Annotated in this window: 22 protein-coding genes and 1 other RNA gene; 2 read left to right on the top strand and 21 right to left on the bottom strand. The window is 48.0% G+C overall.

The genetic code is table 11. From position 1 onward, the window contains the following. Positions 1-14: 14 nt before the first annotated feature. From clpX to ACS5WU_RS01325, 21 genes are all read right to left on the bottom strand, one after another. Positions 15-1,292: an ATP-dependent Clp protease ATP-binding subunit ClpX gene (gene clpX, locus ACS5WU_RS01425; RefSeq protein WP_046442979.1), complete on the bottom strand. Its 1,278-nt coding sequence runs from the start codon at positions 1,290-1,292 to the stop codon at positions 15-17. Positions 1,293-1,314: 22 nt separating this feature from the next. Next, positions 1,315-1,899: an ATP-dependent Clp endopeptidase proteolytic subunit ClpP gene (clpP, locus tag ACS5WU_RS01420; protein WP_046442980.1), complete on the bottom strand. Its 585-nt coding sequence runs from the start codon at positions 1,897-1,899 to the stop codon at positions 1,315-1,317. Between the two features lie 55 nt (positions 1,900-1,954). Beyond that, on the bottom strand, positions 1,955-3,427 hold the full coding sequence (tig, locus tag ACS5WU_RS01415; RefSeq protein ID WP_320607259.1) for a trigger factor: 1,473 nt from the start codon (positions 3,425-3,427) through the stop codon (positions 1,955-1,957). 106 nt (positions 3,428-3,533) lie between these two features. After that, a complete protein-coding gene (locus tag ACS5WU_RS01410; protein WP_465088896.1) occupies positions 3,534-5,297 on the bottom strand; it encodes a YgiQ family radical SAM protein in 1,764 nt (587 codons plus the stop codon). 74 nt (positions 5,298-5,371) lie between these two features. Next, an RNA gene (gene rnpB / locus ACS5WU_RS01405) (RNase P RNA component class A) lies at positions 5,372-5,705 on the bottom strand. Between the two features lie 12 nt (positions 5,706-5,717). Continuing rightward, positions 5,718-6,446, bottom strand: coding sequence for a zinc ribbon domain-containing protein (locus ACS5WU_RS01400; protein WP_046442982.1), 729 nt, complete (start codon positions 6,444-6,446; stop codon positions 5,718-5,720). A gap of 12 nt (positions 6,447-6,458) precedes the next feature. Then, complete coding sequence (locus ACS5WU_RS01395) at positions 6,459-7,571, bottom strand: Nif3-like dinuclear metal center hexameric protein (RefSeq protein ID WP_302762171.1); 1,113 nt, start codon at positions 7,569-7,571, stop codon at positions 6,459-6,461. Continuing rightward, entirely contained in the window at positions 7,562-8,245 is a 684-nt protein-coding gene (locus ACS5WU_RS01390) for a tRNA (adenine(22)-N(1))-methyltransferase (protein ID WP_302762170.1), read from the bottom strand. The genes ACS5WU_RS01395 and ACS5WU_RS01390 overlap by 10 nt, the downstream gene beginning before the upstream one ends. A gap of 64 nt (positions 8,246-8,309) precedes the next feature. Continuing rightward, on the bottom strand, positions 8,310-9,494 hold the full coding sequence (gene rpoD, locus ACS5WU_RS01385; RefSeq protein ID WP_330379189.1) for an RNA polymerase sigma factor RpoD: 1,185 nt from the start codon (positions 9,492-9,494) through the stop codon (positions 8,310-8,312). A 23-nt stretch (positions 9,495-9,517) separates the two neighbouring features. Next, positions 9,518-11,290 (bottom strand): DNA primase, encoded by a 1,773-nt coding sequence (dnaG, locus tag ACS5WU_RS01380; protein ID WP_465088895.1) that lies wholly within the window; start codon positions 11,288-11,290, stop codon positions 9,518-9,520. Positions 11,291-11,465: 175 nt separating this feature from the next. Further along, entirely contained in the window at positions 11,466-13,208 is a 1,743-nt protein-coding gene (locus ACS5WU_RS01375; RefSeq protein ID WP_046442983.1) for an NADH-dependent [FeFe] hydrogenase, group A6, read from the bottom strand. 18 nt (positions 13,209-13,226) lie between these two features. Further along, positions 13,227-15,017, bottom strand: a complete 1,791-nt coding sequence (nuoF, locus tag ACS5WU_RS01370) for an NADH-quinone oxidoreductase subunit NuoF (protein ID WP_046442984.1) — start codon at positions 15,015-15,017, stop codon at positions 13,227-13,229. A 30-nt stretch (positions 15,018-15,047) separates the two neighbouring features. Continuing rightward, positions 15,048-15,425 carry a (2Fe-2S) ferredoxin domain-containing protein gene (locus ACS5WU_RS01365; RefSeq protein WP_046443133.1) on the bottom strand — a complete coding sequence of 126 codons (378 nt, stop codon included), beginning with the start codon at positions 15,423-15,425 and terminating at the stop codon, positions 15,048-15,050. Positions 15,426-15,559: 134 nt separating this feature from the next. Next, on the bottom strand, positions 15,560-16,111 hold the full coding sequence (locus ACS5WU_RS01360) for an ATP-binding protein (protein ID WP_046442985.1): 552 nt from the start codon (positions 16,109-16,111) through the stop codon (positions 15,560-15,562). Between the two features lie 13 nt (positions 16,112-16,124). Next, entirely contained in the window at positions 16,125-16,610 is a 486-nt protein-coding gene (gene nuoE, locus ACS5WU_RS01355; protein ID WP_302761529.1) for an NADH-quinone oxidoreductase subunit NuoE, read from the bottom strand. 109 nt (positions 16,611-16,719) lie between these two features. After that, positions 16,720-17,430: a PHP domain-containing protein gene (locus ACS5WU_RS01350; RefSeq protein ID WP_165903525.1), complete on the bottom strand. Its 711-nt coding sequence runs from the start codon at positions 17,428-17,430 to the stop codon at positions 16,720-16,722. Then, positions 17,414-17,752 carry a hypothetical protein gene (locus ACS5WU_RS01345; protein ID WP_046442988.1) on the bottom strand — a complete coding sequence of 113 codons (339 nt, stop codon included), beginning with the start codon at positions 17,750-17,752 and terminating at the stop codon, positions 17,414-17,416. The genes ACS5WU_RS01350 and ACS5WU_RS01345 overlap by 17 nt, the downstream gene beginning before the upstream one ends. Continuing rightward, positions 17,752-19,077 (bottom strand): [Fe-Fe] hydrogenase large subunit C-terminal domain-containing protein, encoded by a 1,326-nt coding sequence (locus ACS5WU_RS01340; RefSeq protein ID WP_046442989.1) that lies wholly within the window; start codon positions 19,075-19,077, stop codon positions 17,752-17,754. Before ACS5WU_RS01340 ends, ACS5WU_RS01345 begins: the two co-directional genes overlap by 1 nt. A 23-nt stretch (positions 19,078-19,100) precedes the next feature. Beyond that, positions 19,101-19,520: an ATP-binding protein gene (locus ACS5WU_RS01335; protein ID WP_046442990.1), complete on the bottom strand. Its 420-nt coding sequence runs from the start codon at positions 19,518-19,520 to the stop codon at positions 19,101-19,103. Between the two features lie 4 nt (positions 19,521-19,524). After that, entirely contained in the window at positions 19,525-19,878 is a 354-nt protein-coding gene (locus ACS5WU_RS01330) for a DRTGG domain-containing protein (RefSeq protein ID WP_046442991.1), read from the bottom strand. A gap of 25 nt (positions 19,879-19,903) precedes the next feature. Beyond that, positions 19,904-20,350, bottom strand: coding sequence for a deoxycytidylate deaminase (locus ACS5WU_RS01325; RefSeq protein ID WP_046442992.1), 447 nt, complete (start codon positions 20,348-20,350; stop codon positions 19,904-19,906). 314 nt (positions 20,351-20,664) lie between these two features. Between ACS5WU_RS01325 and groES the strand changes: the two genes are divergently transcribed. Next, entirely contained in the window at positions 20,665-20,949 is a 285-nt protein-coding gene (gene groES / locus ACS5WU_RS01320; protein WP_046442993.1) for a co-chaperone GroES, read from the top strand. Positions 20,950-20,966: 17 nt separating this feature from the next. Next, positions 20,967-22,598: a chaperonin GroEL gene (gene groL, locus ACS5WU_RS01315; RefSeq protein ID WP_046442994.1), complete on the top strand. Its 1,632-nt coding sequence runs from the start codon at positions 20,967-20,969 to the stop codon at positions 22,596-22,598. The last annotated feature ends 104 nt before the right edge of the window (positions 22,599-22,702 follow it).

Here is a 22,702-nt window from a genome sequence, read left to right as displayed (position 1 = left end):
TTTTGTCCTTTTCCTTATGAAGCGGTTTCTTCCTTTTTATTCAGCTTGGCTTTTACGGTGTTTTCACCCATTACAAGCATCGGCTTTTTGGAATCGATCGTTTCCTTTGTGATGACGCACTTCAGCACATCGTCACGCGACGGAATATCATACATAATATCCATCATAGAGGATTCAATAATGCTCCTAAGGCCCCTTGCTCCCGTTTTTTGTTCAATCGCGAGCTTCGCAACAGCCTTAAGCGCATCGTCTTCAAACTCAAGCTCTACGCCGTCGATCTCAAACAGCTTTCTGAACTGCTTTGTGAGCGCATTCTTAGGCTTTTTGAGTATTTCCACCAACGCCTGCTCGTCGAGCATCTGCAGATTCACAACCACCGGCAGCCTTCCCACAAATTCCGGGATCAGACCGAATTTCAGCAAATCCTCCGGCTGAATCTGCGCCAGCAGCGCACTTACATCCTTTTCCTGCTTGCTCTTTACATCCGCTCCAAAGCCCATTGATTTTTGCCCTGTACGGCTCTCGACAATCGAATCAAGTCCGTCAAACGCGCCGCCACAGATGAACAGGATGTTTGTCGTATCAATCTGCAGGAAATCCTGATGCGGATGCTTCCTGCCGCCCTGTGGGGGCACGCTTGCAACCGTTCCTTCCAGAATTTTGAGAAGCGCCTGCTGCACTCCTTCTCCCGATACATCGCGCGTAATCGACGGATTATCCGTCTTGCGCGCAATTTTATCGATCTCGTCGATATAGATGATCCCCTTCTGGGCACGCTCAATATCAAAGTCAGCCGCCTGGATCAGTTTCAGCAGGATATTTTCAACATCCTCGCCGACATATCCGGCTTCGGTAAGCGACGTTGCATCTGCGATTGCAAAAGGAACGTTCAGCACCCGTGCAAGTGTCTGCGCAAGCAGCGTTTTTCCGCTTCCGGTAGGTCCAAGCATCAGGATATTGCTCTTCTGAATCTCTGTGTCGTCCTCAGCGGACTCTGCATTGATCCTCTTATAATGATTGTACACCGCAACTGCGAGGTATTTTTTTGCCTTATCCTGTCCGATCACATAATCGTCAAGCGTTTTAACGATTTCTGAAGGCTTTGGAATTTCCTTCAAGTCAAACTTTGCAGCTTCCTTGAATTCTTCATCGATGATCTCCCGGCAGAGCTCTACGCATTCATCACAAATATATACGCCCGGGCCGGCAACCAGACGACGTACCTCATCCTGCGTTTTACCACAAAATGTGCACTTGATCTGGTTTTCACCATCATTAAACTCATTATACATATTCTAATTTCACCTCTAACGCTTACTGCTTGGCTGGGATGATCTCGTCGATAATACCATAGCTAAGCGCTTCGTCCGCTGTCATAAAGTAATCGCGTTCCACATCCTTCTGAACCTTTTTCAGCGTCTGTCCTGTTCTTTCACTCAAAATCCTGTTCATCTTATCTTTGATGTCAATGATCCTCTGCGCGTGGATTGCAATATCTGTCGCCTGTCCCTGCGCGCCGCCCAACGGCTGATGGATCATAATTTCACTGTTGGGAAGCGCCTTTCTCTTCCCCTTCTGACCAGCCGCCATCAGGAATGCTCCCATGGAAGCCGCCATACCGATACAAATCGTGCTGACATCGCACTTAATATACTGCATCGTATCAAAAATCGCCATTCCGGCCGTAATCGAACCGCCCGGGCTGTTGATATATAAGTAAATATCCTTATCCGGATCCTCAGCCTCAAGGAAGATCAGCTGCGCCACGACCAGGTTGGCCACAACGTCGTCTATCTCACCCGATAAGAAGATGATCCTGTCCTTTAACAGTCTGGAGAAGATATCATAAGAACGCTCTCCCCTGTTTGTTTGTTCTACCACAATCGGTACTAAACTCATAAATTAACCTCCTTAATACGCCCTTGCCTTATCGGCACGGCGCATAGAAACTACTTTACTTTTCCTTAGCAGCTTCCTTTTTCGCGGCAGGTTTCTTTGCCGCAGGCTTGGCTGCCTTCTTCTCGGAATCTTTTTTCGCAGATTCCTTTTTTGCAGACTCGCTCTTTGTGGTCTGCTTCTTTGCAGGCGCTTTCGCAGCGGCTTTCTTCTCCGCTTCTGCCTTTTTCGCGGCTTCCTTAGCGTCAACCTCTTCGATCTCCGCCTTGGACACCAGATAATCAAACAGCGCTTCCATCGCAACGCGTTCCTTGAAGTAATCAATTTCCTCGGTGCTCATGCTGTCTTTATATTCCTGCACGGTTTTGTTCGCTTCTTTGGCGAGCTCTTCATACTTTTTCGCCAGATCCTCTTCTGTCGGATCTATCTTGAGCTCCTTCAAAAGCGCCTCTACCGCCAGGCGCATACGAACCTGCTCTGCAGCACTCTCTTTATAATCGTTTCTCAAATCATCAAGAGTTTTACCCATATAGCCAAGGTAATCCTCAAGCTTCATCCCCTGATACATCAGCTGATAGGACATCTGCTGAATCTGGTAATCGATCTGGTTATTCACCATCTCATCCGGAATATCTGCCTCAATTTCCTTTGCGACAGCGCTCAGCAGCTGGTTTTCCATTTCCGCTTTCGCCCGCAGGTCAGCACGATCCTGCAGCTTCTTTTTGATGTCTTTTTTATATTCTGCAAGCGTATCAAACTCCGATACATCCTGCGCGAAATCATCATCAATCTCAGGCAGCTCTTTTTCTTTGACTGTCTTGAGAGTGATCGCAAACACAGCGTCTTTCCCTGCAAACTCAGGCGTATAATCCTCCGGGAATTTAACGTCAATATCCTTTTCTTCCCCAGCCTTCATTCCGACGATCTTCTCTTCAAAGCCCGGAATAAAGCGTCCGTCGCCAAGCACAAGGGACTGGTTTTCTGCAGCGCCGCCTTCAAACTTCACGCCGTCGATGCTTCCGACAAAATCGATCACAACCGTATCGCCATTTTTGGATTCACGATCCACATCAACCCATCTTGCATTCTGTTCGCGCGTTTTCTCGACCTCTGCGTCAACATCCTTTGCCGTAATCTTTTCAACAGGCTTGGTGATTTTAATACCTTCATATTTGCCAAGCTTCACTTCCGGTTTTAATACCACCTGCGCTGTAAATACAACGCCGTCTTTTGCGTCAATACTTAAAACATCATATTCAGGTCTTGAAACAACTTCGAGTTCGTGCTCTTTTGCCGCCTCTAAAAAAGCATCGGGAATAATTTCATCCAGCGCGTCTTCGTAGAACACCTGCGGGCCATAATAATTCTCCACGATCTTTCTTGGTACCTTGCCCTTACGGAATCCCGGGACATTGAATTTCCCCTTTAACTTCTGATACGCTTTGCTGATTCCTTCTTCAAATTTTTCCGGCGAAACCGCTATCTCCAGTTTCGCTTTGTTGCCTTCCAGCTTTTCTAATTTAGCAGCCATTACTAATCCTCCTAGATTGCTTCAAAACTATAAAATTCATAGAACAATACAGAGAATAGTATACTATATTTATAACCCGTACGCAATACGAATTAACATATAATATTTATTCCCGCACCAGCTTCTTTTTGCCGTTTCCAATGAGGTCATCACGCTCTGCCTTTCGAAGCGCCTTCTTCACAACAGCCCTGTTTTTCGGGTTTTTGTAATGGATGAGCGCCCGCTGCATTTCCTTTTCCTCCCTGCTCTTTGGGACATATATTTTCTTTCCCGTCTCCGGGTTGATCCCAGTATAAAACATACAGGTCGCAAGCGTCCCCGGCGTGGGATAAAAATCCTGTGCCTGCTCCGGCATAAAACCCGAATCCCTGATATATTCGGCAAGTCTTACAGCATCCGCGAGCGTGCTGCCAGGATGGGACGACATAAAATACGGCAACACATATTGTTTCTTTCCGGCTTTTCCCGACGCCGCGTCAAATTTCTGGCAAAACCGCCTGTACTTCTCGATGTCCGGCTTTCCCATCAATTTTAATACGTCCGGGCTTACATGCTCTGGCGCAAGCTTAAGCTGCCCGCTCACATGATGCGCCGCCAGTTCCCTTACAAATTCACCGCTTTTGTCAAGCAGCGCGTAATCGTACCGTATTCCGGAGCGAATAAATACCTTCTTGACGCCGTCAAGCTCTCTCAGCTTGCGCAGCAGCTTCAAATATCCGGTATGGTCTTCTTTCAGGAACCTGCACTTTTCAGGCGTAAGGCATCTGCGCGCAGTACACCTGCCTTTAGGATTCGTGCATTTCACGCCGTAAAAGTTTGCGGTAGGGCCTCCAACATCATGGATATACCCTTTAAACGCCCCGTCGTGCAGAAATTCCTTTGCTTCCCCCAAAACGCTCTTCTGGCTGCGCCATACAACATCCTTGCCCTGGTGGTAATAAAGCGCGCAGAAAGCGCACGCGCCGATACAGCCGCGCGTTGCGGTAATGCTGTATTTTACTTCCTCAAGCGCAGGAACCGGTTGCTGGTACATGGGATGCGCCGCGCGCATAAAAGGCAGTCCATACACAAAGTCAAGCTCGCTTTGTGAGAGCGTTTCAGCAGGCAGATTTTGTATCACATATCCATTCTTCTGCGCCTGCACAAGTACGTTTTTTTTATCGTGCATTTGCGTCATAAACGCTTTGGCATAGGTGGTTTTATCCCGTTTCACCTCGCCATAGGACGGTATCTCCTGATATTCGTAGACGCGTTCCAGATTTTTCGCACGGTAAACCGTGCCTTCGATATATGTAATATCCCTTGCGGCAAGACCGCCGTCAAGCGCTTCTGCAATCCCTGTGATCGCGCGTTCTCCCATGCCATACACAAGGATATCCGCGCCGCTCTCCGTCAGGATCGATTCTTTCACGTCATTATCCCAGTAGTCGTAATGGGCAAAACGCCTGAGGCTTGCCTCAATCCCACCGATTACCACTGCAATGTCCCCATACGCTTCGCGGATTCTCCCGGTATAGACGATCGTTGCGCGTGCAGGCCTCTTTCCCGTCTTCCCACCCGGCGAATAAAGATCCCTGGCCCTGCGATGCTTTGTCACAGAATAGAGGTTCACCATGCTGTCCATATTGCCCGCGCTGATCAGGAATCCAAGCCGCGGCCTTCCGAGGCGCTTGAAATCATCCGCAGTTTTCCACCCCGGCTGCGCAATTATGCCAACCGAATAACCATGTGCCACAAGATAGCGCGAAATGATGGCATGCGCAAACGACGGATGGTCCACATATGCGTCCCCCGTTACCATAATAAAGTCGAGCTGTTCGATTCCCTGCTTTTCCATATCTGCCTTGGAAACAGGTAAAAATCCATCCATAAATGCCTTTCTGTAAATAGCAAAAAAACAGCTTTTGCTGTTTTTGCCTGGGTAAACATCGCGTTAATTTTTTTATATTGAGACAGACCTGTAAGCCGGGTTCTGTTTTGATGGTCATCTATCTAGGCCGTACGTTACCGCACGGCTCATGCGATTACAAAGGACGTGACGGGCCGCCATTAAATGTCCCTATACCAATCTTGCACCAAGCGGGGTTTACATTGCGCGTTAAGTCGCCATAACGCCGGTGAGCTCTTACCTCGCCGTTCCACCCTTACATCTAAAAAGATGCGGTATATTTCTGTTGCACTTTCCTTGGAGTCGCCTCCACCGGGTGTTACCCGGCGCTCTGCCCTGCGGAGCCCGGACTTTCCTCACGCTTACGCGCGCAACCATCCGGTCTGCTCAATCATTTTTCTTTTATTCATCCTTCACATACAGGATTCTGCCGCAATTTTCGCATTCTACAACATTGCCGTCAATTTTCAGGTTCTGCAGCACCCCGGAAGGCAGCTGCATCTTACATCCCTCGCAGCGGTCTCCCACCAACTTTGCCATGGGGTTCGGCCTGTGCTGCTTAATTGACTTGTAACGCTCCATCAGCTTCGGATCAATTCCTGCCGCCGCTTTTGTTACATTGGCGCGAAGCTTATCCAGATCGCCTTTCCCTGCGTCGATCTCCTTGGCATGCTGCTCCTTTAAATGATCAAACTGCTTTTTTGCATTGCTCATTTTAACAAGCGTTTCCCTGATTTCTGTCTCCGATTTTTCAATGCGGTGCATGATATCCACAAGTTTGCGCTTATCCACCTCAATCGAATTTTTATTGTTCTCGCACTCCTTGATCATTTCCCGCACATCGTCAAGAAACATATCCTCAAGGTCGTATCCGGACACCTCGGAAATTTCTTCCCGCTTTTCCGTCATCTGCTTTTGTACCACGTCCATCTGACTGGCGATTTCATTCATTTTATTTTGCAGCAAAATCGATTCCTGCTCGAGTTGTTTCAGCTTCTGCTGGTTACTCTGGAAAATCTGCTGCTGATGCACCAATTTTTTCCGCGTCTCTGTATTTTTGAGCGAACGCTCATATGTCTCCAACTCATTTTCCGCTGCCTGATAATCCCATAAAGCATCTAAATTATTCAACGACAATCCTCCTCAATAATTTACGTATGGTCTCCGTAAATTTTCCACATAAATCGCTATGTTATAGTTTACATCATTTAACAGATTTTGTAAACCTTGTGCGTATCCCTCGCAAAAGCATTTTTCCGTATCAAAATGTCCCGTTTCCACCAATATGATACCATTACGGGCCGCATAGAAATTATGCTTAATCTCGCCTGTGATATACATTTGCGCACCTTTTTTCTTCGCTGCGTCTGCAAATTCTCCGGCCGCGCCGCCGCATACGGCGATCCGGCCCACCTCAGATTCAAGATCGCCGGCAACCCTTACGCTATCTGTATGAAGCGCCTTTTTCAAAATATCAAGCGCTTTTTTTGCGGTCATCTTCGCCGGCAAATCTCCGACCACGCCAAGTCCGGCCTCTATCCCAACGGGCTCTTCCGTCGTTAGCACGCTGATCGCGGGTTCCTCATAAGGATGCGCAGACCTGATTGCGGCGATTACTCCCACGAGCCTGCTCTTCTTACAGATCGAGGATATCCTGATTTCCTTCACCGTTTCCATTTGATTGGCAGTGCCAATGAAAGGATGTGCATTTGCATCAGGACGGAATGTGCCATTTCCTTCAATACTATAGGTGCAATCACTGTAATCGCCCAGTCTTCCCGCACCCGCCGCTGTCATCGCGTCACGCACCTGCGCCGCCTGCTCCTGCGGGACATGGACTGCCACCTCATAATACGGTTCCCTTATCTCGTCGCTGAGATAACGCCTGTTCCCAAGATTAAAAATATCCGCCAGCCATGAATTAATCCCCTTTGGCGCACGGTCAATACTCGTATGCGCGCAATACAGGGAAATTCCTTCCCGCATCAAAAGCTGTATACATTTTCCTTCATATTCTGCATTGTCCAGACGTTTCACCGCACGAAACAGCAACGGATGATGAGAGATAATCAAATTGCATTTTTTATCCGCCGCATCCCTGATTGCTTCCTGTGTTACGTCAAGGCAAATATAGATTCCTGTTATGTCCCGGTTATGAAGATTCAGGTTGAAACCCGTATTGTCCCAATCCTCAGCAAACTTCTGCGGCGCCATTTTCTCAATCAACGCGCCCACCTGTTCCAGCGTTACAGACATTGCAGTACCTCCTGTATCCTTCTGTGCAGTTCTTGCTTTTCTTTGATGTATGAATCCGTATTTTTCCCCCGATGCGCTTTTTCCATAATCATTTCCGTCTCCAGCAGCTTACGCTGCAAAAATTCCTTTTGCAACTGCTCCTTGCGCTTTGCCGGATAGTATCCGTACCGCAGGTAAATCTCTTCCGGGCAAATCCCCCTGCCTTCTCTGGCAACAATCACCTGATAATATTTGCCTTCATCATATACAATCGCTTCATCATATATCATAAAGTCGTTCTCATACAAAAACGTACGCAGCTCGTATTCATTGCCCTGAGGCGCCAACACCAGCTTCTGCGCTCTTTTTGCCGTTTTGATATCTCTTTCCAGAATGTCCCGGATCAAAAGGCCTCCCATTCCTGCAATAATCACACAATCCGGGGACTTATCTGTCAGCGCGCTCAGTCCATCTGCAACATAAAAGTCAACAGATTGCACTAAATTATGTTCGCAAACAAGCTTTTTCGCCTTTTGCAGCGATTTTTCACTGATGTCGCACGCAATGACTTGCTTCGCGCCATAATCCTCGATCAGCGCTGCCGTTACAAATCCGTGGTCACATCCTATATCCGCCACAATATCCGCTTCTTTTGCAAATGTTGCGATTGCACGCATCCTGAGTGATAATTCCATAAAATTCTTCTGTCCTGTTTTCTGCCGCGTATAAACAAGGCGGCTTAACGCCGCCTTTATATCCCTATTCCAGGAAATCCCTTAATTTTTTGCTTCTGCTCGGATGCCGCAGTTTCCGCAAAGCCTTTGCTTCAATCTGCCGAATCCTCTCCCTTGTCACCTGAAATTCCTTGCCTACCTCTTCAAGCGTCCTTGCCCGTCCATCTTCCAGTCCAAAACGCAGCTTGAGCACTTTTTCTTCCCTCGGCGTAAGCGTATCAAGCACATCCATCAACTGCTCCTTTAGGAGCGTGAATGCAGCTGCTTCCGCCGGAGCCGGCGCATCATCGTCCGGAATAAAATCTCCAAGATGACTGTCCTCCTCCTCGCCAATCGGCGTTTCAAGGGAAACAGGCTCCTGAGCTATTTTCAGTATCTCCCGCACCTTTTCTTCCGGAATATCCATTTCCTTCGCAAGCTCTTCCGGCAACGGATCCCTCCCGTATTGCTGTAACAGCTGACGTGAAATACGGATCAGCTTGTTAATCGTTTCCACCATGTGCACGGGAATACGGATCGTACGCGCCTGATCTGCGATAGCGCGCGTAATCGCCTGCCGAATCCACCATGTAGCATATGTGCTGAACTTATATCCCTTTTGATAGTCGAATTTTTCAACAGCCTTAATCAGCCCAAGGTTTCCTTCCTGAATCAAATCCAGAAAGAGCATACCACGGCCTACATAGCGCTTGGCGATGCTGACGACAAGCCGCAGGTTTGCCTCGGCAAGCTTGCGTTTCGCCTCCTGATCGCCTTCTCCCATACGCTTTGCAAGCTCCACTTCCTCTGAAGCGGAAAGCAGCGGCACTTTGCCGATCTCTTTGAGGTACATCCTTACCGGATCGTCGATATTGATGTTTTCCGGCATGGATATTTCAAAATCAGCCGTTTCAGTATCTTCTTCCGCTTTGGGCACTTCTTTTTCGATCTCGTCGTCGATCACATCGATGCTGTGCTCTTCGAGTGCTTCGTAAAGTTTATCGATCTGATCGGGAACCGCATGCGTATCGTCCACATATTCCGATATCTCAGCATACTTCAATACACCTTTTGTCTTTCCGATCTCCACGATTTTCGCAATGCGCTCATCCGTAAGCTTGGACTGCTCCTTTTTATCGGCAGGTTTCGTTTCCTTACCAGCGCTTTGCTTGACGTCCATTTCAGCCGCCGTTTCTTCCATGTTTTGTTCTGTTGTTTTTTTCTCAGTCAATCAATTTCACCTACTATAAAATTTTAAAAACTTGTTTTCAGCCTATGTATTTTTTTTGCCAGCGTCCCTACCTGCTCAAGCAACTCCCTTCTTTTCTCAGGATCAGCCTGCGCCTCGCACTTCACCAGCAATAGCTTTCTTTGTCCTTCCAAACGGCTCAATTCGATCTGCTTTACGCAGTCCTCAAAAAAGTCGTCAAAATTTTTCTGAACACCATTGGAACCGTCTTCGCTCAATAATTCCGTAGCGTGTTTCAGTTCATCCTCCTTTTGCAGTGCTAATAATATTTCGGCACTGGTAGGAGAAAACCCTTTTTTTACGCACTGTAAAGTATAGGAAAAAATTTTTTGATTCGTCTCGTTTTTGAAATCCTTTTCTGAAATCCGGTTCTCCAGCTTTAAAACCGACTGCGGATTTGTACACAATAACCGTATCAGGCAATTTTCAGCCTTTTCCTCTACATCCGTATTTTTCTTTTCCACCTTCGGCGGAGTCCACTTTATTTCCTTCTGGTCTGTCCCCCCTGCATCCTGGGCAATCGAATTTATTGAAAACCCGGTCATCTCTGACAGCTTTTTCATATATTTTTCTTTTATGATGGCGCTGTCCACACCCTTCAGCATAGCGATACACTCCTGCGCAAACTTCTCTTTTTGGTAGCTGTCGTTCAGGTCATATTTTTTCGCCGCCACACTGAACTTGTAATCCATCATGGGAAGCGATGCCTTCATCAGCCCAATATATCCCGCTTTGCCATGTTCTTTCAAGTACTCGTCCGGGTCCTGTCCTCCGGGAATACTGACCACACGCGTTTCGATCCCTTCCTGCGCGAGGATGCCAAGAGCACGCAACGTCGCTTTTTTTCCCGCCTCATCTCCGTCATAGGAAACATATACATGGTCGGTATAACGCTTTATAAGCCTTGCCTGGTCCTGGGTAAGAGCGGTTCCAAGCGTGGCGACACATTCAGGTATTCCATATGTGGACAAAGCAATCACATCCATATATCCTTCAACCAGAATCAAGTGTGACAAATTTTTCTGTTTGCGGATCAAATTCAGGTTATATAAATTCCGGCTTTTGTTGAAGGCCGCTGTTTCCGGTGAATTGAGATACTTTGGCATTCCATCGTCCATCACGCGGCCACCGAAGCCAATGATATTGGAAAATGTATTAATGATCGGAATCATTACGCGGTTCCTGAACATATCATAACTTTTCCCATCATTCAGCTTGATCAGTCCCGCCGCCTGCATATCCTGCTTGGTATAACCCTTTTCACTCAAAAGTTTCAGCAAATGGTCCCAGCCAGGGGGTGCAAATCCCATTCCAAACGTCTTGACCACACGATCACCGATCCCCCTGCCATGCAGATAATCCAAAGCAGCCTTGCCCTTCTGGGAATACAGGTTCGCATGAAAAAACTGAGCGGCAATTTTATTCATTTCAAATATTTTCTCGCGCTGCTGCTTGCGTTTCTCATACCCGGTCCTGTCCGTATTTTCCGGAACCGGAAGTTTCACCTTTTCTGCAAGGTACTGGCATGCCTCTGGAAAGGTCATTTTCTCCTGTTCCATTACAAACTGGATCGCATTGCCTCCCTTGCCGCAGCCAAAGCAGTGGTAAAACCCCTTTTCCGGGTTAACGGAAAAACTGGGCGTCTTTTCATTGTGAAACGGGCAGCAAGCCCAAAAACGCCCTGATTTATTTTGCAGTGTCACATATTCGCCTATCAAGTCGACAAGATTTACTTTTGCAAGCAACTCCTGTATCCACTCTTCAGAAAAAAACGGCATTCTCTATCCTTTCAAGTCCGGTAATCCATGTCCCATACCGGGATAACGGATATTACTTCCTGAAACTTCCCTGTATATATTATAATAATATATTACACACAGAAAACGTTAAATCCTTTAAATCGGGATTAAAAAAACGGCTGCTACCAAAGCAGCCGTTTTTCTCCGATTGGATTTATGATTGTTTATACTTCGGTTTCGCCTCATAGAACGTATGAAGTAATTCATGCGCCTTATGGCTGTTTGGTTCGCCAAGGAACTCGTTATAGAGCTTCTGGATATCCGGATTTTCATGGGATTTCCGTAATGGCTTATCACAGTCCTCGTCATAAAGGCCCTGAGCGCGAACCACTCTCGGATCAAGCACATTCTTGACTCTTGCCGAAACAATCGGCTGTCCGCCGCCGTTTACGCAACCGCCCGGGCAGGCCATAATCTCGATGAAATGGTATTCCTTCTCGCCTGCGCGAACCGCTTCCAGAAGCTTTTTCGCATTCCCTGTTCCGCTTACGACAGCAACCTTGACCGGCATATCGCCAACCATGATTTCCGCTTCCTTGATTCCCGTAATACCGCGAACGTCACAGAAATCGATGTTTTCCAGTTCTTTTCCGGTGAGCACCTCTGCAACCGTCCTAAGCGCCGCTTCCATTACGCCGCCCGTTGCTCCGAAGATAACGCCTGCTCCGGTCGATGTGCCAAGCACCTCGTCAAAGTCTTCATCCGGAAGGTTCACAAAGTCGATTCCCGCTTCCTTGATCATCTGCGCTATTTCCCTTGTGGTAAGTACCGCGTCTACATCCTGATAATCCGTTCCGGCTTCGCCCGCACGGTCTTTCTCGTATTTTTTAGCGGTACACGGCATAACCGAAACCGTAAAAATTTTCGCCGGATCAATTCCATTTTCCTGTGCATAATAGGATTTGATGATCGCACCCAGCATCTGGTGAGGCGATTTGCACGTGGAAAGGTTATCCAGCATATCCGGGAAGAAATACTCTGCGAATTTGATCCAGCCTGGCGAGCAGGATGTGATCATCGGGAGTTTTCCGCCGTTTTGAACCCTGTTAATAAACTCGTAGCCCTCTTCCATAATGGTAAGGTCAGCGCCAAAATCAGTGTCAAATACTTTATCGAAGCCAAGCTTACGCAGTGCCGCTGCAAGCTTGCCCGTAACGCGCGTACCCATCGGCATGCCAAATTCCTCGCCCAAAGCGACACGAACGGCCGGGGCCGGCTGCACTACAACGTGCATATTGGGGTTGTGCAGCGCATCCCAAACATTGTCTATCTCACTCTTTTCAGAAAGCGCGCCAACCGGGCAGGAAACAATACACTGTCCGCAGTTAATACAGGGTACGTCCACAAGCGATTTGCCGAACACAGGCTCGATCGTCGTTTTGAATCCGCGGTTTGTCGCGCCGATCACACCGACTCCCTGCTGCTTTGCGCACGCCGCAACACAGCGTTTGCAAATCACGCACTTGTTCTGGTTACGAACAACGGATACGGATTCATCGTCAGCCTCATGCTCGATTCTTTCGCCCTGGTATTTGATTTCACGAATGTTAAACTCGTCTGCCAGAGTCTGGAGCTCGCAATTTTTGTTCCTCACGCACGTCAGGCATTCCCTGTCGTGATTGGAAAGCAGCAGGTCAAGGCTGACCTTCCTTGCTTTCAGGACCTTTTCAGACTTCGTGAATACTTCCATACCGTCTGTTACCGGCAGCACGCACGCAGCCTGCAGCGCAGCATTGTTTTTCACTTCCACAAGACAAATCCTGCACGCGCCAATGGCGTTTACGCCTCTTAAATAGCAGAGCGTGGGAATGTCAATATTTGCTTTTCTTGCAGCGTCAAGTACCGTGGAATTATCCGGCACGTCTACTTTAACGCCATCTATTGTAATTGATACCATATCACATAATCCTCCTTCTTATCTCTTGATTGCGTCAAATTTGCATTTTTCAACGCAAGCGCCACATTTGATGCACTTATCCGGATCGATATGATGTGGTTTTTTCACTTCTCCGGTAATTGCGTCCGCCGGGCATACACGTTTACACATTCCGCATCCAATACACTTGGACGGGATGATCTCGTAAACGAGCAACTGCTGACAATGTCCAGCCGGGCAGCGTTTATCGTAAATATGCGCTTCGTATTCGTCCCTGAAATACTTGATCGTAGAAAGAACCGGGTTCGGCGCCGTTTTACCAAGTCCGCAAAGCGCTCCAACCTTAATGCTCTCTCCAAGCTCGATCAGCTTCTCGATATCTCCGGGCTTACCGTTGCCATCCGTGATGCGCTCAAGTATCTCGAGCATACGCTTGGTGCCGATACGGCAGGGCGGGCATTTCCCGCAGGATTCGTCAACCGTAAAGTCAAGGAAAAATTTCGCTACGTCAACCATACAGTTGTCTTCATCCATTACGATCAGGCCGCCTGAGCCCATCATAGAACCGATTGAGGTAAGCGTATCATAATCGATCTTCAAATCAAGATGCTCAGCCGGGATACATCCGCCCGAAGGTCCGCCCGTCTGTGCCGCCTTGAATTTCTTTCCGTCCGGAATACCGCCGCCGATTTCATAAATTACTTCACGAAGCGTCGTCCCCATCGGAATTTCCACAAGACCTGTATTGTTAATTTTTCCGCCGAGCGCAAATACCTTTGTACCCTTGGATTTCTCTGTTCCCATAGAACCGAACCAATCGGCGCCCTTCAGGATGATCTGCGGGATATTCGCCAACGTTTCAACGTTGTTGATAATTGTCGGCTTTCCAAACAGTCCTTTGTTTGCCGGGAACGGCGGCTTTGGCCTTGGCTCTCCGCGGCGGCCTTCGATCGATTCCATCAATGCAGTCTCCTCGCCGCATACGAATGCGCCCGCACCGAGACGAATCTCAATATCAAATTCAAAATCTGTTCCAAAAATTCCTTTGCCAAGCAATCCGTATTCCTTGGCCTGGTCAATCGCGATCTGCAATCTTTTAACCGCGATCGGATATTCCGCACGAACATAAACGTAACCCATGTTCGCTCCAATGGCATAACCTGCGATTGCCATTGCTTCGATCACGCTGTGCGGATCTCCCTCCAGTACGGAGCGGTCCATAAACGCACCCGGATCTCCTTCGTCCGCGTTACAGATTACATATTTCTGGTCTCCCTTTGCATCGTGGCCAAACTGCCATTTCATTCCTGTCGGAAATCCGCCGCCGCCACGGCCCCTGAGTCCTGACTTTTTGATGATGTCGATTACATCCTCAGGTGTTTTTTCAGTCAGGCAGGTTCCAAGAGCCTTATAACCGTCAAAAGCGATGTACTCGTCGATCACTTCCGGATCGATCACACCGCAATTTCGAAGGGCTACACGATTCTGTTTTTTATAAAACTCGATGTCGTCAAGCGTCGTCGCAACGTCTTCTACGTTATCTTCCTTATGCAGCAAACGCTCTACGATACGTCCTTTGAGAAGGTGTTCTTCCACGATCTCAGCAACGTCGTCCACCTTGACTCTGCTGTAAAAAGCCCCTTCCGGATATACGATGACGATAGGGCCCGCCTCGCAAAGGCCAAAGCATCCGGTCCTGACAACCTTTACTTCCTTATCCAGTCCCTTTTCCGCGAGTTCACTTTCAAACTTTGAAATGATCTCCCCTGATCCGGAGGATGTACAGCCTGTACCTCCGCATACCAATACGTGTGCACGATAAAAATCCATCTATCCTAAACCTCCATAAAAATGTACAAATTAAGCGTTGTTCTTCTCATAGTAACCGATTGTATACTCTGTCACAATGTTTCCATTCACCAGATGCTCTGCAACGACTCTTTTGGCCTTTTCCGCATCCATTTTAACGTATGTGACTTTTTCCTGGCCCGGTATAAATACCTCGGCAATCGGTTCTAAACGGCAAACGCCGATGCAGCCTGTCTGGGAGACGACAACGTCGTTCATATTTCTCGTTGCCACTTCGTCCACAAATGCCTGCAATACCGGACGTGCACCCGCAGCGATTCCACACGTGGCCATTCCAACAACAACGCGTTTTTCCGCATCATTTTTACGAATGTCAATCTTCCCTTGCATCTTGTTTCTGATTGCTTCCAACTCTTGCAGTGACTTCATTTTTTTACTCCCCATGCTTCTAAACATTATGTTGCCGGCTAATGCAGCAATGTTTATTTCCGCTTTTCCGGCAAGCGGTCGGCCGAAATTATTTGTTTGTATTTTGCGGCCCAAAGCCGGCAAAAATTCAATTTCTAAAAATCAACGTACTCCTGCGGAAAAATCTCTGTGAGGCTTTCGCCGATCCATCCGGATATATCCGGCAAATCAAGCGGAACATCTTCGCCAAGCACCTGGCGTATCTCACGCGTATCCAATACCTCGCGTCTTCCGTCAATTTCGACGGCGACTGCAAAATCGATATCAGGATTACAGATGATAAGCGTTTTGGCTGTTCCTGCAAAATCCCCAATCGGCGGCCTGTCGATATTATCGAGCACATACGATGCTGTTAGCTCTGTTCCTGCGCCTTCTTCCGATGTAATCGTAAAACTCCCTCCGGAGCCTTCCGCGCCTGCTTTAAAAAGCGATATTCCAAGTCCTACACGGCGTGTTGTACGCGTTGTTACAAAAGGACTCGTTACATTCGCAAGCATTTCTTTGCTCATTCCCTTCCCATTATCTTTAATCGTAATGGAAATCACATCTTTTTTTCTGTCGATTACGAGTGATATCTCGATAAGCTTCGCGTTCGCCGTAATCGAATTCTGGACAATGTCCATAATATGCAAAGAAATCTCTTTCATAAGCGTGCCGTTGTTATTGTTTATTCTTATAGAGACCAAGAATCCCTGAGATATCCTCTGGTTTCAGTCTTCCATATACCTGGTCGTCAATCATGATAACCGGAGCCAGCCCGCAGCAGCCAAGGCAGCGCGTAGCTTCCAGTGTAAAAAGTCCGTCCGGCGTCGTCGCCCCCGGTTCAGCCTGCAATTCCTCTTCAAGCTGGTTGAGAATCCCTTCCGCTTTCTTTACGTAGCAGGCCGTTCCCATACAAACGCCGATTACGTGCTTGCCTTTGGGTTCCAGTGCAAACTGGGAATAAAACGTCGCAACCCCATATACGTCCGTCATCGGGATGTTCATTTCTTCCGCTATGAATTTTTGCACTTCAAACGGAAGCGATCCAAAGATCTCCTGAGCCTTCTGCATCACCGGCATAAGGGGACCCGGCTTCTGCTTCATTTCATAAATTACCCCTTTTAATTCGTCGAATTTTGCTTGTACTTCTGCGGTGTTTCCCATGGAAAAGTGCCTCCTTAAAAAATCTACCATTTTGTTTTTATTGTTTGGGATTTTGTTAACAATATTATTTTACCATATAATAATTGGATTTGCACGACTTTTTGTGAAATTACTCACACAATTTTTTCAGTATTGTTTTGAGCTCTCTGTCCGGCGTTTCAAGCTGCTCGGATTTCTCTGAAATCTGCCACAAATTATGCGCGTCAGAAGAATGTATCTGCTCAAATCGCGATACATCGTTTTCGATTGCCAGCCCGCGTACTACCTCGATTGTCTTGAAGTGTATCTGCGGCGGAAAAAACCCGAGGTTCGCCAGCATGGAATTTGCTCCCTTATTGATATGCGCCGGCACAACATATCCTCCGTGCTCCCTTGCCAGGGCACAGCTTTCATCTATATCGTACGGCAACGCCGAAATGAGGAGCTTTTCAAGCGTGCCCTTCACCTCGTCGTTTTCGTCCATTACGAGCTGGTTCCCAAAAAAGTCAGGTTTATTTTTGATATCCGGCAACGCGTCGTATAATAGGTCTCCAAAGTCCTCCGCCTGCAACGCATCGGCAAAAAAAACAAGCAGATGTACTTCCTCCGCCGTGGTCATCTCAATTCCAGGCAGCAGGAGTACCCCTTCGTCTTCCGCTACTTTGGCTGCGGCCCTGACATTTTTTGCACAATTATGATCGCTTACCGTTATGAGGTCCAGCCCTTTCAGCTTCGCCATATTCACAATGTTGTTGGGCGTCATATCGTCATCCGCGCAAGGTGAAAGCGCCGAATGGATATGCAGGTCGTAGTACAGGCGCATATCAGCTTCCGATGCCAAGCCTGCATAAATCACAGCACAGGGCATACGCTGTTTTTGGCGACGAATAAATCAGTACGCCCTCTTCCTTTGCCTTATCGAGCGTCGTCTGCGGCACGTCGATATTCTCAGGAACGATCACGCACGCAAAGTCATGCAGGCAGGCAACCGCGACTACGTTCAGGTGCGTCTGCACCGTAATCCACGCCATTCCCGCTTCCCCGCGCGCCATCACCCAGCTAAGCAGGTCGCACACGCAGCCGTCGGTAACCTCCGCTTCTTCAGCAAGGCCGTCCGTTAAAAGCTTTAATTCCATTTTTTCAGCTATTTCCGCTGCCCTCATTATCTGTCCTCCTCATCCTCTTTATTATCTTTACTTGCGAGATCAACCATTTCCTCCGCAAGAAATTTGACCTTTTCTTTGAGCATAAACACACAGTCCATTTCCGTTGCATGCCCCCTGACGATATCCTCTGCAAGCGCACGGCAGCTTGGCGCGCCGCAGCTCCCGCAATCCATCCCTGGCAGCTTTTCCATCAATTCCTCGATGCGTTGTATTTTTTTAAGCGCCTCCATACGGTCGTCGTCAAGCTTCATGACGTCCACCGGTTCTATTTCCTTTTTGATCGAGGCGACTCCATCCTTCATATAGGTTTCCGCATCCTGTTCGATGGTCTCGTCCAGTCCTACCTCGTCGCAAATTTTCTGCACGCGCGATTGCGCCACAAATGAGCTTTCAAATACAAGCGGGCCGCCCACGCATCCTCCCACGCACGCAAGTCCTTCAAAATAGTCAAGATCCTTTAGCTTATCGTTTTCAATATCTTCAAGAGCCCGCGCCACGTTTCCAATCCCATCCACCGCAAGCGCATTCTTTTCGCCGATCGCGTAGATTTCTCCTCCGCTGTTTGCCCAGCCGATTCCCTTTGCCGATGCCTTTACCCCGGAAAACCGCTTTGCCTCCGCAGCCTTAAGCTGCCCGGTCAGCAGTCCGTATACCTCCAATATAGAAATCGCGCCATCCACATCGCTCTTCTCTTTCGCAAGCGGCGCTTTGATACTCGTCATCTTCGCCGGGCACGGCGTAATAAAATATGCGCCGATTTCGGAAATGTCGACATTGTTTTTCTTTGCAAACTCCATCTTTGCAACCTTTGCAGCCACCTCTACCGGCGCATCCACCTTGACTACATTATCCAAAAGCTCTGGAAAACGCACCTGTATCAGCCGTACCACCGCAGGGCACGCAGAGGAAATAAGCGGCTTTATATGCGACTTTTTCAGCTCCTCCGCAATGGCTTTCGAGCATATTTCCGCGCCTTTTGCCACTTCGAAAACATCGTCAAACCCCATCGCCTTCAGGCCGGAAAGAACCCTGTCCACCTTGTCTTCATGCCCCAGCATCTTGAACTGTGCATAAAGCGCCGGCGCAGGAAGCGCAATTTTATATTTGAAATCGCTAATGCTGGAAAGCGGATCTGTTACCGCTTTTTTTGCATGATAAGGACACACGCGAATGCACTCCCCACAATCGATGCACCGCTCCTTCAGAATTTTCGCTTTTCCTTTTTGAACCCTGATCGCCTCGGTTGGACATCTTTTGATACAGTTTGTGCAGCCTGAACATTTTTCCTTTTCAAGGCGCACTGAATGAAAGTATTTTTCCATTGTTCTATCAATCCTAATTTTTGTTATGACATCTCAAATCTCATCGTAACCGTCGTCCCTGCCGGACTGGATTCGATCTGCATATTGTCGCTGTTTTTGTTGATATTCGGAAGCCCCATGCCTGCGCCAAAACCCATTTCGCGCACCGTATCGGAGGCTGTGGAATACCCTTCCTGCATTGCAAGGCCGATATCCGGAATTCCCGGGCCGACATCCGCGCATACAATCGTAATGCGTCCGTCGTCCTCGATGTCCAGCTTCATCTGCCCGCCAAGACTATGAATAATCATGTTAATTTCCGCTTCATAAGAAGCGATTGCAATCTTCCTGATCAACGCGGCGTCCACGCCAATCTGCTTCAATTTATTTTTGATCTGCGAGGAAGCCTCCCCCGCAGCCACAAAGTCATCTTTTTTTATTTCGTATTCACAGGTGTAGACCATATCCTTACGCCTCCCGCATGCCGCCTTTGATTCCTTCTTGATAAAGCATCCCGCATGTGGTAAACATCGGTTTATCGGTTGCAAGCAATATCATATCGCGTTCGTTTGCCATATCGATGATATCCTGCGCCGGACGCTTTCCGCGCACAAACAACACGCAGGGAATATCCATCATCTCGGCTGTACGGATCACATGATTGTTCACGAGCCCCGTCATCAGGATCGCATCATGCTTTGTAAAAGCAAGCACGTCGCTCATCATGTCCGCGCCGCACGCGCAAAGTATCTCCATATCCCTCTGCTCCTCTCCGCAAAGATATTCGGCTTCGAGCAGTTTTGCAATTTCACTTACCTTCATAAAAATTTACTCCCCTTGTTCTGTACTATTTATATTGTTCAATCTGGATTTCAACGGAATCGAAAATCTTTTTCGCAAAATCGTCAGGATACGGATGCTTGTATACCACACGGATAATTCCCGCGTTTACGATCATCTTCGCGCAGATCGCACACGGCTGGTGCGTACAGTACATCGTCGCTCCGTCAATCGCCACGCCAAGCTTTGCAGCCTGTATGATCGCGTTTTGCTCCGCGTGGATTGCATAACAAAGCTCCTGTCTCTCCCCAGATGAGATGCCGAGGTTTACCCGCATACACTCTCCCCGTTCCTTGCAGCTGTCCATTCCGGCAGGAGCACCGTTATAGCCCGTCGTCACAATACGTTTGTTTTTCACGATAATAGCGCCAATACTCCTGTTAGGCTTATAACAGCTTGTCCAATGAGAAATCTCTTCCGCAAGGTCCATGAACCTTTTGTCCCATTTATCCATATGCTTCCCCTTTGTATTTAAAAATCGATTCGTGTATCTCAGAAATGCTTCAATAATATAGTATCTATATTTTACAATGTTTTAAACGGTAAGTCGAGACAAAATATATATAAAATTCGAATTTAATAAGAGCATTCGGGAGATAAACGGCTGTATCTTCTTTTAAAATTAAAATTTTGGTATTTTTCCAGATTCTTGTTATTTGATTTATTAATCGATTATATATATCATAGGTTTTAGAAATATTAGCACTCACTCAAATCGAGTGCTAACACATTTAAGAAAGTAAATTATTTTACAGGAGGTTATTGAATATGACTATTAAGCCTTTGGGTGACAGGGTTGTCATCAAATCAGTAGAAGCGGAAGAAACGACAAAGAGCGGCATTGTCCTGCCCGGTTCAGCTCAGGAAAAACCCCAGGTTGCTGAGGTTGTAGAAGTTGGCCCCGGCGGCACAGTGGACGGAAAAGAAGTTAAAATGGAAGTAAAGAAGGGCGACAGGGTTCTTTATTCCAAGTATGCAGGCACAGAAGTAAAGCTGGATGGAGACGAGTTCATTATCGTTCGCCAGTCTGACATTCTGGCAGTTGTGAAATAAGAAGGAGGCAAATAATTATGGCAAAACAGTTGAAATTTGGCGAAGAAGCACGCCGCGCACTTGAGAGTGGCGTGAATCAGTTGGCAGATACCGTAAAAGTAACGCTTGGACCGAAGGGCAGAAATGTTGTTCTCGATAAAAAATTCGGTTCCCCGCTTATCACCAACGACGGTGTAACAATCGCAAAAGAGATCGAGCTTGAAGATCCCTTCGAAAACATGGGCGCACAGCTCGTTAAGGAAGTTGCTACGAAGACGAACGACGTGGCGGGCGACGGTACGACAACCGCTACTCTGCTTGCTCAGGCAATCATTCGCGAAGGGCTTAAGAACGTAGCTGCTGGCGCAAATCCGATGGGCGTAAAAAGAGGTATCCTCAACGCTTCCGAAGTTGCCGTTGAAGCATTGAAGGGCATGTCCAAACCGATTGCGGACAGCAAGGCAATCTCCCAGGTTGCGAGCATTTCAGCCGCAGACGACCGTGTTGGCCAGCTTATCTCCACGGCAATGGAAAAGGTTGGAAACGACGGCGTTATCACAGTGGAAGAATCCAAAACGATGCAGACCGAGCTCGACGTTGTAGAAGGTATGCAGTTTGACCGTGGTTATGCTTCGGCATACATGGTAACGGATACCGACAAAATGGAAGCGGTGCTCGACGATGCGCTCATTTTGATTACTGATAAAAAGATCACCAATATCCAGGACCTTCTCCCCATTCTCGAGCAGATTGTTCAGCAGGGTAAAAAGCTTCTTATCATCGCTGAGGATGTTGAAGGCGAAGCGCTTGCGACACTGGTTGTCAACAAACTGCGCGGGACGTTCAACTGCGTTGCGGTTAAGGCTCCGGGCTTTGGCGACAGAAGAAAAGCAATGTTGCAGGATATCGCCGTCCTTACAGGCGGTACCGTAATTTCAGAGGAAGTTGGCATCGAGCTCAAGGATGCTACGATGGATATGCTCGGCCATGCAAAACAGGTTAAGGTCGATAAAGAAAACACTGTCATCGTGGAAGGCATGGGCAAAAAGGAAGACATTCAGGCTCGGATCAAATCGATCAAAGCACAGATCGAAGAAACGACTTCCGATTATGATAAGGAAAAACTTCAGGAAAGACTTGCCAAGCTGGCTGGCGGCGTTGCCGTTATCCGCGTAGGCGCAGCAACTGAAACGGAAATGAAGGAAGCAAAGCTGCGGATCGAGGACGCACTCGCAGCAACGCGCGCTGCTGTTGAGGAAGGTATTGTTCCTGGCGGCGGTACCGCTCCCCTCAAAGCTTCCGAGGATATTAAGGCACTGATCGAAAAGCTTTCCGGCGATGAAAAGACAGGCGCAAAAATTGTTCTGCGCGCACTGGAAGAGCCAGTAAGGCAGATCGCTGCAAACGCAGGTCTTGAAGGCAGCATCATCGTGGAAAAAATCCTTGCGGACAACTCCAAAACATTTGGCTACGATGCTGCTAAAAACGAATATGTGGATATGATCAAGGAAGGCATCATCGATCCGACAAAGGTTACGCGCAGCGCAATCCAGAACGCATGCTCCGTTGCGGCTATGCTGCTCACAACGGAAAGCGTCGTAACGGATCTTCCTGCTCCGGAAGCTCCCGCTATGCCGGCTGCTCCTGGTGGAATGCCCGGAATGTACTGATCTCCCACGTGATCAGAAAACAGCAAAACAAACCCCCGGTACAAAGTACCGGGGGTTTTATGTTACCCGACTGCATTTCTATTTTTCTGCCGGCCATGCCTTAT

Source organism: Christensenella sp. KGMB01412, from assembly GCF_055522415.1.
This window is presented reverse-complemented; position numbering and strand designations above follow the sequence as displayed.

Coding starts and splice junctions, on each gene's coding strand:
- clpX (WP_046442979.1), bottom strand. CDS start 1,292: ATGTATAATGAGTTTAATGATGGTGAAAACCAGATCAAGTGCACATTT.
- clpP (WP_046442980.1), bottom strand. CDS start 1,899: ATGAGTTTAGTACCGATTGTGGTAGAACAAACAAACAGGGGAGAGCGT.
- tig (WP_320607259.1), bottom strand. CDS start 3,427: ATGGCTGCTAAATTAGAAAAGCTGGAAGGCAACAAAGCGAAACTGGAG.
- ACS5WU_RS01410 (WP_465088896.1), bottom strand. CDS start 5,297: ATGGATGGATTTTTACCTGTTTCCAAGGCAGATATGGAAAAGCAGGGA.
- ACS5WU_RS01395 (WP_302762171.1), bottom strand. CDS start 7,571: ATGTCTGTAACGCTGGAACAGGTGGGCGCGTTGATTGAGAAAATGGCG.
- ACS5WU_RS01390 (WP_302762170.1), bottom strand. CDS start 8,245: ATGGAATTATCACTCAGGATGCGTGCAATCGCAACATTTGCAAAAGAA.
- dnaG (WP_465088895.1), bottom strand. CDS start 11,290: ATGCCGTTTTTTTCTGAAGAGTGGATACAGGAGTTGCTTGCAAAAGTA.
- ACS5WU_RS01375 (WP_046442983.1), bottom strand. CDS start 13,208: ATGGTATCAATTACAATAGATGGCGTTAAAGTAGACGTGCCGGATAAT.
- nuoF (WP_046442984.1), bottom strand. CDS start 15,017: ATGGATTTTTATCGTGCACACGTATTGGTATGCGGAGGTACAGGCTGT.
- ACS5WU_RS01365 (WP_046443133.1), bottom strand. CDS start 15,425: ATGAAGTCACTGCAAGAGTTGGAAGCAATCAGAAACAAGATGCAAGGG.
- ACS5WU_RS01360 (WP_046442985.1), bottom strand. CDS start 16,111: ATGAAAGAGATTTCTTTGCATATTATGGACATTGTCCAGAATTCGATT.
- nuoE (WP_302761529.1), bottom strand. CDS start 16,610: ATGGGAAACACCGCAGAAGTACAAGCAAAATTCGACGAATTAAAAGGG.
- ACS5WU_RS01345 (WP_046442988.1), bottom strand. CDS start 17,752: ATGAGGGCAGCGGAAATAGCTGAAAAAATGGAATTAAAGCTTTTAACG.
- ACS5WU_RS01340 (WP_046442989.1), bottom strand. CDS start 19,077: ATGGAAAAATACTTTCATTCAGTGCGCCTTGAAAAGGAAAAATGTTCA.
- ACS5WU_RS01335 (WP_046442990.1), bottom strand. CDS start 19,520: ATGGTCTACACCTGTGAATACGAAATAAAAAAAGATGACTTTGTGGCT.
- ACS5WU_RS01330 (WP_046442991.1), bottom strand. CDS start 19,878: ATGAAGGTAAGTGAAATTGCAAAACTGCTCGAAGCCGAATATCTTTGC.
- ACS5WU_RS01325 (WP_046442992.1), bottom strand. CDS start 20,350: ATGGATAAATGGGACAAAAGGTTCATGGACCTTGCGGAAGAGATTTCT.
- groES (WP_046442993.1), top strand. CDS start 20,665: ATGACTATTAAGCCTTTGGGTGACAGGGTTGTCATCAAATCAGTAGAA.
- groL (WP_046442994.1), top strand. CDS start 20,967: ATGGCAAAACAGTTGAAATTTGGCGAAGAAGCACGCCGCGCACTTGAG.